Consider the following 13,648-nt stretch of genomic DNA (forward strand, 5'->3'; position numbering starts at 1 on the left):
CTCAGCAGGGCATGAACTGCACGCGGTTGCGTCCCGCGTGCTTCGCGGCATAGAGCGCCTGGTCGGCGGTCTCGACCAGGAGGGACGGTTTCGCGGGCGGCTCGCCCGCGGACAGCCCGATGGAGACGGTGACCTTCAGGCCGTCGGCCAGTTCTCCCCAGTCGTGGCTGGCGATGGCGCCGCGCAGCCGCTCGCAGATGTCCTGCGCGCGTTCGGCCGGAACGCCGACGAAGACCAGCATGAACTCCTCGCCGCCGACCCGCGCCAGCAGGTCGGCGCTGCGCAACTGGCGCCTCAGCACCTGCGCGACCTTCTGCAGCGCCTGGTCGCCGACGCCGTGCCCGAAGGCGTCGTTGACCTGCTTGAAGTGGTCGATGTCCAGCAGTCCCAGCGAGATCGGACGCTGCTCCTGTCTCGCCCGTTCGAGCAGCAGCGGCAGCGCGAATTCCGCATGCCGACGGTTGTTGAGCCCGGTCAACGCGTCCTCATGCGCCATGCGGCCGAGTTCGGCGGCCTGACGCCGCAGGCGCTGCTGTTCCTGTTCCGCGAGGTCCGCGCGCTCGCGCTCGCGCCGCGCGTCCTGCATCGCATGCTCGGCGCGGGCCTGCGCCTGCTGGAACTCCTGCCGGATCAGCATCGCTTCGGTCTGCAGTGCCATCGCGCTGCGCGCCGACTGGCGCTCCAGCGCGGTGAGCTGCTCGTGCGCCGCCAGCGCCCTCACCGCATCGCCGCGGAGCTTGTAGCCGCGGTAGATGGCCAGCGTGAGCTGCCGCCGCAGGCGGGCCGGCAGCGATTGCGGCGCCTGCTGACCCACCAGGTCCTGGAGCGTTTCCAGCGCGGGCAGGGCGTCCTGCGCGCCCGCGGTGTCGTCGCGCCTGAGCTGCAGCAGCGCCCGCTGCGCCCGGGCCTGCAGCACCATGCCGGCGTAGCCGTGGCGTTGCGCCAGACGTTCGTATTCATCGGCGATCTGGAGCGCCGCGTCGATCGCGCCGGTGCCGAGCTGCAGCTCGACCAGGTTGGACAGCGACACGACGACCAGGAAGGGATTGCCTTCCTCCCGCACCAGCGCGGCCGCCCGCACCGCGTAGGGCTCGGCCTGCGCGAGCGCCTCCGCGGACGCCGTGCGGTCTTCGTCCCGGATCGCCTCCGCATGAGCCTGCAGCCAGAAGTGCGCCAGGTTGTTCAGGCAGGAGAGCAGCAGTTCGCGCTCGCCGGGCGACTGTTGCTGGACGATCTCCAGGGCCTGCAGTGTGTGCTGGCAGGCCTGCTCGACCTGATCCGACACCGCGAAGGCGACCGCCAGCCGGTTCAGCGCCCAGGCTTCGCGGGCGGGATCGCCGGCGCGTCGCGCCGCCGCCAGGGCCTGCCAGCCGGCCTGCATCGCGTCCCGGCTCATCTGGAACTGCGCGTAGACGTAGCAGAGCTCGGTGAGGGCCTCGGCCGTCCAGGCGTCCTGGTCGTCGCCATCGATCAGCCGGACCACCGCCGCGGCCTCGCTGGCGCGCCGCAGCGCGCCCGGCAGGTCGCCTTGCCGCGGCAGGTTGTGGGCGATGAGGATCAGGGCCCGCGCCCGGTCGCGGACCGTGTCGGCGGCCACCAGGGACAGCTCCAGCGCATCGGTGGCGTCGCGGTAGGCACCGCGGCGGCTCAGATGCAGGGCTCGGGCCAGTTCACGTTGGAACAAGGCGGACTCTCCTCCGTCGATGTTGTCGACCTTGATGACGCAGCATTCGTCGCCGCATAGCGCACGTCAATGGCGGCTGGCCCCAGTGGACGATGGATACAGTCGCAGGCATGTCAAAAGTCTCGAAAGCGTCCGGCGCGTCCCGACGTATCGCCGACGCGCCGCCGATCCCGGCGACGGAACCGGTGGACCGCGCGCTGGTCGGCGTCGACTTCACCAGCGCGCCGTCCGCCCGCAAGCCGATCCGTCTGGCGTCCGGTCGCCGGCAAGGGAGCGTCCTGAAGCTGGAACGGCAGGTGGCGATCTCGTCGCTCGAGGCCTTCGAGACGTGGCTCGCGGAGCCCGGCCCCTGGCTCGGCGGCTTCGACCTGCCGTTCGGGCTGCCGCGCGAGCTCATCGAGACGCTGGACTGGCCGACCGAGTGGGCGCCGCTGATCGCGCACTACGCGAGCCTGTCGAGGGCCGAGATCCGGGACACCTTCGCCGCGTTCTGCGACGCACGACCGGTCGGCGGAAAATTCGCGCATCGCGCCTGCGACGGCCCCGCCGGGTCGTCGCCGAGCATGAAGTGGGTCAATCCGCCGGTCGCCTACATGCTGCACGCGGGCGTGCCGCGCCTGGTGCGGGCCGGCGTGCATCTGCCAGGGCTCCATGCCGGTGACACCACGCGCGTGGCGCTGGAGGCCTATCCGGGGCTGCTGGCACGCGAACTGATCGGCACACGCAGCTACAAGAGCGACGATCGCGCCAAGCACACGCCGGAACGCCTGATCGCCCGCAAGGACCTGATCGAGGCGCTCGAACAGGGCCGCAGCCGTCTCGGCCTGCGTTTGAAGCTCAGCCACGCGCAGCGGGACGAACTCGCCGATGACGGCAGCGGGGACAAGCTCGACGCCGTGCTGTGCCTGATGCAGGCGGCCTGGGCCGATGCGCGGCCGGACTACGGACTGCCCGCCGACATGGATCCGCTGGAAGGCTGGATCATCTGCGCCTGACGGCGGCCTGGGCCGTGCCGTGCCTTCGCCGTCTTCATCTCTCTCAACGTCCCGAACCCTGATCGCGAGGATGACGCCATGATCCGCACCGATGACACCCCGGTCCCGCACACGTCCCTCCAGGTCGCCGTGATGGGCGCCGGCGCCGTGGGCTGTTTCTTCGGCGGCATGCTGGCCCGTGCGGGCCACGACGTGACGCTGATCGGCCGCCCCAGCCATGTGGAGGCGATCCGCGACCGCGGCCTGCGCATGGAAACGCGGATGTTCGACGAGCAGGTCCGCCTGCGCGCCGACACCGAGCCCTCCGCCGCGCGCGGCGCGCAGGTGGTGCTGTTCTGCGTGAAGTCGACCGACACGGTGTCGGCCGCGCAGGCCCTGGCGCCGTACATCGGCGCGGATACGCTGCTGCTGTCGATGCAGAACGGCGTGGACAACGCCGAGCGGCTGCGCGAGGCGGTACCGCAGCCGGTCTCGGCGGCGGTCGTCTACGTCGCGACGGAGATGGCCGGCCCCGGCCACGTGAAGCACCACGGGCGCGGCGAGCTGGTCATCGAGCCGGCGATCGGCGCCGCTCGCGCCGCTCAGGCGCTGGTCGCGGCGGGTGTGCCCACCGAGGTGTCCGACAACGTGCGTGGCGCGCTCTGGTCCAAGCTGCTGATCAATTGCGCCTACAACGCGCTGTCCGCGTTGGCGCAGCAGCCCTACGGCGAACTGGTGAAGGGGAGGGCGTCTGGGCCGTGATGGACCAGCTCGTCGACGAAGGGCTGGCGGTCGCCGCGGCCGATGGCGTCGCGCTGGCGGGGGACGTCCGCCAGGCCGTGCGCAAGATCGCGGAAACGATGCCGGGCCAGTTCTCGTCGACGGCGCAGGACATGAGCCGCGGCAAGCGCACGGAGATCGACCACCTCAACGGATTCCTCGTGCGCCGTGGCGAGGCGTTGGGGTGCCCACGCCCGCCAATCGCGTGCTGCACACCTTGGTGCGGCTCGCCGAACTCAGCCGGGACTGAGAAGGGCGGGCAAGGACAGTCAGGGACAGACGTGAAAAAGCCGGGACAGGCCCGGCTTCGTGGGGAGTTCGGCGCGAGGCCGGCGCTCAGTAGGTGATGGTCAGCGTGACCGTGTCGGCATAGTTGCCGGGCACGATGCCGTTCAGCGATGGCAGGCGGCCGTAGACGGTCAGTTGCTGCTGGCTGCCGGTGCCGGTGCCGGTGTACACGCCGCTGCCGTTGCCGTCGCCCCAGACCTGGGTGCGGCCGGCGTCGAGGTAGAGCTGATACGGCAGGTTGTTGTTGCCGCTCTTCATGACGCGCGACCCGAAGGCCGAGGCGTTGCCCGCGTTGGCACCGGCGCTCAGCGCCACGCTGTAGGGCGTCGTCTTCGTGCAGGTGACGTTGAGCGCGGTCGACGCGTCCACCGGACCGGGCGTCTGCAGCGGATCGATCGAGCCGCCGAAGGTCAGCGTGCTGCCGGTGACGTTGCAGGCGACGAGGATGGTCGCACCGACCTGGAAGGTGCCTGACGCCGTCGACGGATTGGCCGCGTGACTGGCGGTGGCTGAGCCCGCGATGGCCACGGCGATGGCCACTGTTCGCGAGAGAACTGAAGACAACTGACGTGACAACATGGTTGGGGTTCTATTCATGCATCGCAGGCGTCGGCGGGCTGCTATGACTTCGGTGCGATGCCTCCGATGTCGGGCCTCTGTGCCGTCCCTGGGTATCAATTGGACACGATTTTGTCAGTTTCGCTCCGTGAGCCACTTCACGGATCATGGACATCGGCCTAGAGAGTTCCCCCGAATCGGGAGGAGTCCTCCGCATTCTGATTGGTATCGCAACCATCGCTGTCGGGTAGTGATCCAACGACGCGCCTGTCACGGAAGTCTCACCCCGCGCGACCCCGGTCGACGTCCCCTGCGCGTCACGCGTCACTTGCGCATCAACGTCGACTTGCCGAACAGCGACTCCACCAGATCCACGGCCACCAGCGCCGTCTTGTTGCGGACGTCGAGCGCCGGGTTCAGCTCCATGATGTCCAGCGAGCCCAGCCGCCCGGTGTCCGCGATCATCTCCATGCACAGCTGGGCTTCGCGGTAGGTCGGGCCGCCGGGAATCGTGGTGCCGACGCCGGGCGCGACGTCCGGATCGAGGAAGTCGACGTCGAAGCTCACGTGCAGGTGGGTGTTGGCGTCCATCGTCGCCAGCGCCAGCTCCATCGTGTGGCGCATGCCCATCTCGTCGATGTAGCGCATGTCGAAGACCTCGAGGCCGACCTCGTGCACGAAGCGTTTCTCGCCCTCGTCGACGCTGCGGATGCCGATCTGGCGGATCCACTTCGGATCGATCGCCGGGATCTTGCCGCCGATGCCGATCAGTTCCTGCGGGCCGTAGCCGCACAGGCACGCGACCGGCATGCCGTGGATGTTGCCGCTGGGCGTGAGCTTGCTGGTGTTGAAGTCCGCATGCGCGTCCAGCCACAGCACGCGCAGCTTCTTGCCGGTGTCGCGGCAGTGGTGGGCCACCGCGGCGATCGATCCCAGTCCCAGGCAGTGGTCACCGCCGAGCAGCACGGGCATGCGGCCACCGTTGAGTTCCGCATAGACCGCGTCGTGCACCGCCTGGTTCCACGCCGTGACCTCGTCGAGGTGGCGGTAGCCCTCGGTCGGCGGCTGCCAGGGATTGGACGGTCCGATCAGGTTGCCGCAGTCCTTGACCTCGACCCCGTGCGCCCGCAGCGCCTCGGCGAGGCCCGCCACCCGCAGGGCCTCCGGTCCCATGCTGGCGCCCCGGGCGCCGGCCCCACGTCGGTGGGCGCGCCGATCAGGCTCACGTGTCGTGCTGCGGTCATGGTCGAACCTCTCTTGCTTGCTGGAAGGCCCCGCGGGGCCGGGTCAGGTGCCGTCGGCCGGGACCGTGCCGGTCCCGTTGTGGCCGTTCGTGCCGTTGGTGCCGTTGGTGCCGTTGGTGCCGTTGGTGGCCCCGCCGATGTCGTATTCCTTCTTCAGCAAGGCCCAGGCCTCGTCGGCGGTTTCAACGTAATGGAAGAGCTGCTCGTCGCCCGGACTGATCATGCCGGTGTCGATCAGCAGCTCGAAATCGATCAGGCGCGACCAGAAATCGCGTCCGAACAGCAGGATCGGACGCCGGCGGCACTTGCCGGTCTGGATCAGCGTCAGCGTCTCGAAGAGCTCATCCAGTGTCCCGTAGCCGCCCGGGAAGGCCGCCAGCGCCACCGACCGCATCAGGAAGTGCATCTTGCGCAGCCCGAAGTAGTGGAAGCGGAAGCAGAGTTCCGGCGTGATGTACTGGTTCGGGCGCTGCTCGTGCGGCAGCACGATGTTCAGGCCGATGCTGCGGCCGCCGGCCTCGTGCGCGCCGCGGTTGCCGGCTTCCATGATGCCGGGGCCGCCGCCGGTGACGACGTACAGCGGGTGCGCGAAATCCTTGGTCGTCTCGGTGACCAGGCGCGCGAACTTGCGCGCCTCCTCGTAGTAGCCGCTCATCACCAGGCGGCGCTCGGCGCGCTGCACGGCCGCCTCGTCCTTGGCGGCACGGGCGGCGTCGACGGCGGCCTGGGCCGCTTCACGGTCGGCGATGCGCGCGCTGCCGAAGATCACCACCGTCGACTGGATGTTCAACTCCTGCTGGATCAGCTCCGGCTTGAGCAGTTCGAGCTGCATGCGCACCGGGCGCAGTTCCGGCCGGACCAGGAAGTCCGTGTCGGTGAACGCGAGCTGGTACGCCGCCGGCGGATTGGCGTCGAAGGCCGCGTCGAAGGAAGCCTGCTGTGCAGCTTCCTCCTGCGCGGACGGGAAGTTGCGGGCGGTGAGTTTGTCGCTTCTGATCATGATTCGATGGCCCGGGACTTTACGGGCGTAGCCACTTAATTTCTGTTCGTTCGCCAGCGCCGGACAGGGCCGCGAGCGTCGGTTTGTTGCGCGGGGTCAGGTCGTGCCACAGCACGGGCAGCGCGGGTCGCGGGCGACCCTGAGGTCGGTCCATTCCATGCGGCGCGCGTCCAGCATCAGCAACCGGCCGGGGAGCGTCGAACCCATGCCCGTCAACAGCTTCAAGGCTTCGGCGGCCTGCATGCTGCCGATGATGCCGACCAGCGGCGCGAACACGCCCATGACGGCGCAACGCTGCTCCTCGGGCGGCTGGTCCGCGGGGAACAGGCAGGCGTAGCAGGGGAAGACGCGACCGCGGCTGTCGTAGACGCTCAGTTGCGCATCGAAGCCCAACGCCGCGCCAGACACGAGCGGCTTGCCGTGTGCCACGCAGGCGTCGTTGACGAGGTGGCGCGTCGGGAAGTTGTCGGTGCAGTCAAGCACGACGTCCGCCAGCGGCACGAGCTCGTCGAGCAGGGCCGCGTCGGCGCGTTGAATGACGGCCCGGACACGCGGTTCCGGATTGATCGCCGCGATGCCCGCGGCGGCCGATTCGGCCTTGGGTTGGTCCACCCGCGCGAGGCTGTGGGCGATCTGGCGCTGGAGGTTCGTCACGTCGACGCGGTCGTGATCGACCAGCGTGATGCGGCCGACGCCGGCCGTGCCCAGGAACAGCGCCGCGGGCGAGCCCAGCCCTCCCGCGCCGATCACCAGCGCGCGTGCGTCCAGCAGGCGCTGCTGACCCTCGACACCGATGTCGTCCAGCAGGATGTGGCGCGAATATCGCAGCAGCTGATCGTCATCCATGGCTCATTCCGGCACCGCGTCATCGGTTGTCTGCGGCTGCCGCAGGCCGACCTGCAGCGGCAGCTTCAGCGTCTCCTTGCCGCGTTGCACCGAGATCGAGGTCTGGCTGTCGGGCTTCAGCGCGGCGACGACGTTGACCAGTTCGCGCGGCGATCTCACCGGCTGACCCGCCACCTCGACGACGACGTCGCCGGCCTCCAGGCCGGCCTTCGCCGCCGGGCTGGCCTTGAAGACTTCCTTGACCAGCACGCCATGGTCGACCGACAGCTTCAGCGTGTCCACCACCTCGGCATTGATGTCGCCGGTGATCACGCCCAGCCATCCGCGCGAGACCTTGCCGTCCTTCACCAGGGCCTCCAGCACCTGGTACGCCGAGTCGACGGGGATCGCGAAGCCGATGCCCAGGCTGCCGCCGCCGGTGCGCGAGTAGATCGCCGTGTTGATGCCGACCAGCCGGCCCTGCACGTCGACGAGCGCGCCGCCGGAGTTGCCGGGGTTGATCGCGGCGTCGGTCTGGATGAAGTTCTCGAAGGTGCTCAGGCCGAGCTGGGTGCGGCCCAGCGCGCTGATGATGCCGGAAGTCACCGTCTGGCCGACGTTGAACGGATTGCCGATGGCCAGCACCACGTCGCCGACCTGCAGCTCGCCGGCCTTGCCGGGGTGGATCACCGGCAACGGCGGCGGCAGCGTGATGCGCAGGACGGCCAGGTCGGTCTCCGGATCGGTGCCGACCAGGCGCGCCGGCGTGTCCCGGCCGTCCGCGAGCTGCACGCGGATCTCGGTCGCACCGGCGACGACATGGTTGTTGGTCAGGACGTAGCCTTCGGGCGAGACGATCACGCCCGAGCCCAGTCCCGTCTGCGGCCGCTGCTGCTGGGGGCGCTTGCCGAAGTGGAAACGCAGCCAGGGGTCGGCGTCGATCTCGCGCTGGCTGGGCGCCGGCTTGTTGGCCAGCACCGCGACGACCGCCGGCGACGCCGCCTGGGCCGCCGCCGCGAAGCTGAACTGCACCGAGGCGCGGGGCGGGGCCCCGGCGGCGGCGGGCAGCGTGGGCACGACCTTGGGGGCCTCGTGCAGCCATTCGGGCTTGAGCGTCGACACGACGAAGTAGCCGGCCAGCGCCACCGTGGTGGCCTGGGAGAAAATCAGCCAGGTTTGACGCAAGAGAGATCCTGTCATGGCACATCGCACGGAGCTGGAGCGGCTGCTCGCCGCCACGCTGGAGCCCACGCGCTTCAAGGATTATGGGCCGAACGGTCTTCAGGTCGAGGGCCGCGACCAGATCCGGCAACTGGTGTGCGGGGTCACCGCCAGCCTTGCGCTGATCGAGGCCGCCATCGACGCCGGGGCCGACGCGATCCTGGTCCATCACGGGCTGTTCTGGCGCGGCCAGGACGGCCGTGTCACCGGCTGGATGAAGCAGCGCCTGTCGCGGCTGCTGACGAACGAGATCAACCTGTTCGCCTATCACCTGCCGCTGGACGCGCATCCGGAACTTGGCAACAACGCGCAACTCGCGAAACACCTGGGCTGGGCCGCCGAGGGCCGCTTCGGCGATCAGGACCTGGGCTGCATCGGCGCCCTGCCGGCGGCTTGCGAATCGCTGCAGACGCTGGGCGCACACGTCGAGCAGCGGCTCGGTCGCGCGACGATCCAGGCGGCCGGCGACGGCCGCCCGCTCAGGCGGGTCGCCTGGTGCACCGGCGGCGCGCAGGGCTACTTCGAGGCGGCGATCGCGGCGGGCGCGGACGTGTTCATCACCGGCGAGATCTCCGAGCCGCAGGCCCATTACGCCGCCGAGACCGGCGTCGCCTTCATCGCCGCCGGCCACCATGCGACCGAGCGCTACGGCGTGCAGGCACTGGGCCGGCAGGTCGCCGAACAGCTGGGGCTGCAGTGCAGCTTCATCGACATCCCGAATCCCGCATGAACACTGTTATCGAGCGTTCCCGCCCGCTGCTGCTGACGATGGGCGATCCCTGCGGCATCGGTCCCGAGATCGCTGTCGCGGCCTGGTCGCGCGATCGCGGGACGGATCTCCGCCTGGTTGGCGACGCCGGCGTGCTCCGCCGCGCGGTGGGTCTGGTGGGATTGGATCTGCCGGTGGCGGTGCTCGAGCGCGCGGACGATCCTGTGCCGCCCGGTTGCCTGCCGGTGTGGCAGCCGGCCGGACTGCCGGCGGATCTGCTCGCCCACCCGTTGGGGCGGGTGAGCGCCGCGGCGGGCGCCGCCGCGGCGCGCTGCATCGTCGCCGCCACGAACGAGCAGCTGGCCGGTCGATCGCGGGCGCTGGTGACGGCGCCTATCCACAAGGAAGCCCTGCACGCCGCCGGCATCGACCATCCAGGCCACACCGAGCTGCTGCAGGCCTTGTGCGCCGGCACGGACGGCCGCTTGCCGCCGGTGCGGATGATGCTGGCCAACGACGAGCTCCGGGTCGTGCTGGTGACCATCCACGTGGCGCTGCGCCAGGCGGTCGATCAGATCACCACCGGTCGCGTGCTGCAGACGATCCGCATCGCCGATGCCGCGCTGCGTCGGGCAGGCATCGCTGCGCCGCGCATCGCGGTGGCAGGCCTGAATCCGCACGCGGGAGAGGGCGGGCTGTTCGGCAGCGAGGAGATCGAGCACATCGCGCCGGCGATCGACCAGGCGCGCACGCTCGGGATCGAGGCGCACGGACCGTTCGCGCCCGACACGGTGTTCATGCGGGCGCGCCATGCGCCGCCGAAGCATCCGGGCGAGTTCGACGTGGTCGTCGCCATGACGCACGACCAGGGGCTGATCCCGGTGAAGTATCTGGGCGTGGAGGAGGGGTCAACGTGACGTTGGGGCTGCCGCTGGTGCGGACGAGTCCCGATCACGGCACCGCCTTCGACATCGCGGGAACCGGGCGTGCGGACCCGTCGAGCATGTCCGCGGCGATCCGCATGGCGAGGGCCATGTCGGCCTGAGCCGCGGATCAGGAGGTGCGGCGCCCTCCATCCCCCTCATGGGGAACTCGCGCGGTGGATTCCGCGCGAGGCGTTGCTGATAATCGTCGGCATCACATCAATGCGGGGAGTTCGAGATGGAAGCAGGACGGATGACGCGGCCGGGCCGCCTGGGGCTGCTGGTCCTGGCCGGCGCGCTGCAGTTCGGCGTCGTGGCCGGCGCGTCGGCGCAAGAGGTGCAGCAGCCTTTGAACGTCTGGTTCGACGTGCTGTTCGACGAGAACGGCCAGGCCAAGGAAGTCGTGCCCATCGACGAAGCCTCGCAGTCACCGGCCTTCTGGCAGCAGATGACCGCCCGGCTGCAGAAGGCCAAGATCCCGCCGCGCCAGGAAGACGGGAAGAACGCGAGCTTCCGTACCGGCGTGCGCCTGTACCTGAACGTCGACAAGGTCAAGTCGACGGTGGCTATCAGTTCGATGCAGATGGTGCCCATTCCCACGAAGATCGCCTACGCCTCCTATCCCAAGGACGCCGCGTCGAACGCCGGCTGGGAAGGTGAGATCAAGATGATCTGCCGCGTCGGCACCGACGGCACCTGCGTGCAGGCCAACGTCGAGATGCCGGCGGGCATGCCCGAGTCGCTGCGCCGCTACGGACGCGCCTCGATGGAGCAATGGCGCTTCCAGCCGCAGGAAGTGAACGGCAAGCCCGTCGAGGGCGAGTACGTGGTGCAGATGCGCATGAAGACCCGCGACGACATGCCGGTCGACTTCCGGGATCCACGCAAGCTCTGAGCGAGAACGCCGGCGCGGGCGCCGGCGTCGCGCCGCGTCAGTGCTTCGCGCCGAGCGCAGCCAGTTGCTGCCGGGCGCGCGCCGTCGCGCGCTCCAGCAGATGGGCATGCTCGTACGCTCGCAGCCGGCCACCTTCGCACAGCTTGTGCAGCATGCGCGAGGTCATCGTCAGCGTCTCCTGGTGCTTCGTCCCGTGGGTGAAGATGAAGAAGCTGCGCGTGGCGCTGATGTGGGCCAGTCGCACCTTGATCCAGTCGCCGTCGCGGTGCATGCGATAGGCGGTGCCGATATGCAGGTGGTCGATCAGCAGCTCGCCCGAGGGCGGCGAGGGGGCCTCTTCGGCGGCGGGCAGGCCGTCGATGCTGATGTCCACCGCCTGCAGCGGCACGTGTTCATCGGCGTCGAGGTCGAGATCGATGTCGACGTGGCCGTCCCAGTCGACATGCTCGTCCGCCATCAGGCCGAGCCGCTGGGCTTCCTCATCGGACAGCTTCTCGCTCAGGTCCAGATCCAGGGGCGCGTTGCCAGCGGCGGGCAGATCCTGCTCTCGCGGCGGCGCCATGCCGAAGACGGACTCCAGCTGCTTGGCCAGCAGGTTGTATTCGAGCGGGCTGAGGGCCTGGCCCTTCAACGATTCGGCGTGCGCGGGCAGCAGTTCTGCGAAGAACTTCTTGCGGTCGGCCTCCGGCCAGCGGATCAGGTCCAGGCCCTCGTTGAGCGTGCGCATCAGCACCGGCAGCGAGGCCAGGAATCCCTGACGCTGCTGGGGCGTCGTCTTCGGCTGGACCGACAGCACGAGGTCGCGGCCCATGTTGCGCAGCCGCTCGACCAGCGCCGCGTCCAGGTCCGGATGACGCGAGGCATGCACCAGGACCTCGCTCCAGGTCTGGGTCAGGAAGTCGCGCAGGAAGTCCCGCATGTCCACGCTGGACATGGCCTGCTGCAACTGCTGCATGTAGCGGCGCTGCAGGCGGAGTTCGGTCTCCTTGCGCTCCAGCAGGGCCGCCGTGTCGCCCTGCGACTTCAGCGTCTGGGCCGTCTGGTCCTGGATGAACTGCTCGAGTTGACCGAGCTTGGACTCGTACAGCTCCATCCGGTCGAAGTCGCCGCTGACGACGTCCTGGATCAGGTCTCGCACCAGGGCGAGGTAGGACTTGCCCGGCTCATCGGTGAAGTCGTCGTACGCCGCGGCCAGCGTCGCGATGCGATTGACCAGGCGTCGCACCGGGTGCCGGCGCGAGGAGAAGAAGGAACGGTCGCCCAGCGCCGCGCGCAGCACCGGGAGTTGCAGCCGCGCGATCTGCTGAGCCATCAGCGGCGGCAGCTTGGCATCGGACAGGATCTGGTCGAACAGGCCGGCGACCACGTCGATCACCATGTGATCGAGCGAGCCGCTGGCTGCCTGCCGCAGCTCGTCGCGGTGCAGGTGGATCAGGTTGGGCGGCAGGACGATGGGCCCACCTTCGACATAACTGGCGGGATCGCCGTCCCAGCCTTGCCATTGGCTGTTGACAGGCAATCCGCCGCCGGTCGACGGCATGCCGAGCGCCGGGCTCATCGCCAGCCGGCGCATCAGGTCCATCAACTGAGGATCCACCGACCAGCCCATGCCGCCGCCCGCCTGGCTGCCGCCAGTCGTCGCGTAGCCGTCCGCGCCGCCGCCGTGGAATCCGCCGGCCATGCTGTGAAGACCGCCGGCGCGACTGCCGTGGACAGCCGGATGAAGGCCGCCGGGCAGTGTGGCGTAGCGGCTGTCGTGCAGCGGCACGCCGGACGTCGTGCCACCACCGTGCAAGGCCTGACCCCGCGTGGCGCCCGCGACCGCCCGGACGCGCAGGTCCTGCGGCCGCAGGCCGCGGCTGCGGAACAGGCCGGCGACGTCGGCATAGCAGGCGCGCATCTCCAGCGCCAGCGCCCGCGTGAGTTCGTCGGTCAGGACCTGGCGCGTGTCCGGGTCGTCGGTCACCGCGTTCACGGCCTCGATCAACGCCTGGGCGATGGCCTGCGGTCGCAGCGGGTGACGGTCCTCGTCGACGCCGGGGATGTCGCCCATATAAGAGTTGACCTCGCGCAGCTCCCACTCGCTCTGGTGTCCCAGCGCCAACCCGATGCGATCCGTCGCGACCAGCGTGTTGACCTGGTCGTCGTCCATCAGGGACAGCTCGTCCCACTGGGTCGCCTTGGGCGCGGCACGCGCATTGCCGGACGAGGCTGCGCCGCCGTTCGGTGTCTCGGCCGCCTGCTGACGCATGGACTGGTCGAAGCGTTGCGAGAACAGCGCCTGGTGCTTGCGGAAAATGAATTGCGCGGACAACAGCGAGTCCCGCCGCTTGGCCTGTCCAGAGGACAGGGCGGCGAGACCCAGACCTTCAGCGCCGCGTTCGGCGGCTTGTTCCGCCGCGAGGCGCACGCGCTGAAGCGCCGCGTCGACGTGGGGGTTCAGACGGTTCATCAAGGCATCAGGCACATTGTGGTGACCGCACCACACGCCAAGTATCGGCGATGGCCATCCCTCGTCCGGGTGGGACTCACCCGGCTTGTGCGCAA

9 protein-coding genes and 3 pseudogenes are annotated in these 13,648 nt (G+C 69.5%); 5 read left to right on the forward strand and 7 right to left on the reverse strand.

Annotated features, from left to right (window positions below):
- Position 1: 1 nt before the first annotated feature.
- Entirely contained in the window at positions 2 to 1,684 is a 1,683-nt protein-coding gene (locus ACQ86G_RS13135; protein ID WP_431260965.1) for a diguanylate cyclase, read from the reverse strand.
- A gap of 110 nt (positions 1,685 to 1,794) precedes the next feature.
- Between ACQ86G_RS13135 and ACQ86G_RS13140 the strand changes: the two genes are divergently transcribed.
- Together ACQ86G_RS13140 and ACQ86G_RS13145 are read left to right on the forward strand one after the other, a co-directional pair.
- Positions 1,795 to 2,679: a DUF429 domain-containing protein gene (locus tag ACQ86G_RS13140; RefSeq protein WP_431260966.1), complete on the forward strand. Its 885-nt coding sequence runs from the start codon at positions 1,795 to 1,797 to the stop codon at positions 2,677 to 2,679.
- 78 nt (positions 2,680 to 2,757) lie between these two features.
- A pseudogene (locus ACQ86G_RS13145) lies at positions 2,758 to 3,688 on the forward strand (ketopantoate reductase family protein).
- A gap of 86 nt (positions 3,689 to 3,774) precedes the next feature.
- Here ACQ86G_RS13145 and ACQ86G_RS13150 read toward each other — a convergent pair.
- The 5 genes and pseudogenes from ACQ86G_RS13150 to ACQ86G_RS13170 form a co-directional block, all read right to left on the reverse strand.
- Positions 3,775 to 4,266, reverse strand: a complete 492-nt coding sequence (locus ACQ86G_RS13150; protein ID WP_431260967.1) for a Csu type fimbrial protein — start codon at positions 4,264 to 4,266, stop codon at positions 3,775 to 3,777.
- A 342-nt stretch (positions 4,267 to 4,608) separates the two neighbouring features.
- A pseudogene (rocF, locus tag ACQ86G_RS13155) lies at positions 4,609 to 5,528 on the reverse strand (arginase).
- Positions 5,529 to 5,571: 43 nt separating this feature from the next.
- Complete coding sequence (locus ACQ86G_RS13160) at positions 5,572 to 6,528, reverse strand: LOG family protein (protein ID WP_431260968.1); 957 nt, start codon at positions 6,526 to 6,528, stop codon at positions 5,572 to 5,574.
- A 96-nt stretch (positions 6,529 to 6,624) separates the two neighbouring features.
- Positions 6,625 to 7,374: a HesA/MoeB/ThiF family protein gene (locus ACQ86G_RS13165; RefSeq protein WP_431260969.1), complete on the reverse strand. Its 750-nt coding sequence runs from the start codon at positions 7,372 to 7,374 to the stop codon at positions 6,625 to 6,627.
- A gap of 3 nt (positions 7,375 to 7,377) precedes the next feature.
- The gene (locus ACQ86G_RS13170) at positions 7,378 to 8,538 is read right to left on the reverse strand and encodes a S1C family serine protease (protein WP_431260970.1); all 1,161 of its coding nucleotides are present in this window, start codon (positions 8,536 to 8,538) and stop codon (positions 7,378 to 7,380) included.
- Between the two features lie 13 nt (positions 8,539 to 8,551).
- Here ACQ86G_RS13170 and ACQ86G_RS13175 point away from each other — a divergent pair, with 13 nt between their 5' ends.
- The 3 genes and pseudogenes from ACQ86G_RS13175 to ACQ86G_RS13185 all read left to right on the forward strand — a co-directional run bounded on the left by ACQ86G_RS13175 (position 8,552) and on the right by ACQ86G_RS13185 (position 11,101).
- Positions 8,552 to 9,304, forward strand: a complete 753-nt coding sequence (locus tag ACQ86G_RS13175) for a Nif3-like dinuclear metal center hexameric protein (RefSeq protein ID WP_431260971.1) — start codon at positions 8,552 to 8,554, stop codon at positions 9,302 to 9,304.
- Positions 9,301 to 10,328 (forward strand): annotated as a pseudogene (gene pdxA / locus ACQ86G_RS13180) (4-hydroxythreonine-4-phosphate dehydrogenase PdxA). The gene ACQ86G_RS13175 and the pseudogene pdxA overlap by 4 nt, the downstream one beginning before the upstream one ends.
- Before the next feature lie 116 nt (positions 10,329 to 10,444).
- Positions 10,445 to 11,101, forward strand: a complete 657-nt coding sequence (locus tag ACQ86G_RS13185; RefSeq protein ID WP_431260972.1) for an energy transducer TonB — start codon at positions 10,445 to 10,447, stop codon at positions 11,099 to 11,101.
- A gap of 37 nt (positions 11,102 to 11,138) precedes the next feature.
- Here the strand turns inward: ACQ86G_RS13185 and ACQ86G_RS13190 are convergent, their stop codons facing one another.
- Complete coding sequence (locus ACQ86G_RS13190) at positions 11,139 to 13,553, reverse strand: DUF1631 family protein (protein ID WP_431260973.1); 2,415 nt, start codon at positions 13,551 to 13,553, stop codon at positions 11,139 to 11,141.
- Positions 13,554 to 13,648 lie beyond the last annotated feature (95 nt).

This window comes from Roseateles chitinivorans (assembly GCF_050632145.1).
GTDB classification, from domain to species: Bacteria; Pseudomonadota; Gammaproteobacteria; order Burkholderiales; family Burkholderiaceae_C; genus Roseateles; species Roseateles chitinivorans_B.

Coding starts and splice junctions, on each gene's coding strand:
- ACQ86G_RS13140 (WP_431260966.1), top strand. CDS start 1,795: ATGTCAAAAGTCTCGAAAGCGTCCGGCGCGTCCCGACGTATCGCCGAC.
- ACQ86G_RS13160 (WP_431260968.1), bottom strand. CDS start 6,528: ATGATCAGAAGCGACAAACTCACCGCCCGCAACTTCCCGTCCGCGCAG.
- ACQ86G_RS13175 (WP_431260971.1), top strand. CDS start 8,552: ATGGCACATCGCACGGAGCTGGAGCGGCTGCTCGCCGCCACGCTGGAG.
- ACQ86G_RS13165 (WP_431260969.1), bottom strand. CDS start 7,374: ATGGATGACGATCAGCTGCTGCGATATTCGCGCCACATCCTGCTGGAC.
- ACQ86G_RS13185 (WP_431260972.1), top strand. CDS start 10,445: ATGGAAGCAGGACGGATGACGCGGCCGGGCCGCCTGGGGCTGCTGGTC.
- ACQ86G_RS13190 (WP_431260973.1), bottom strand. CDS start 13,553: ATGAACCGTCTGAACCCCCACGTCGACGCGGCGCTTCAGCGCGTGCGC.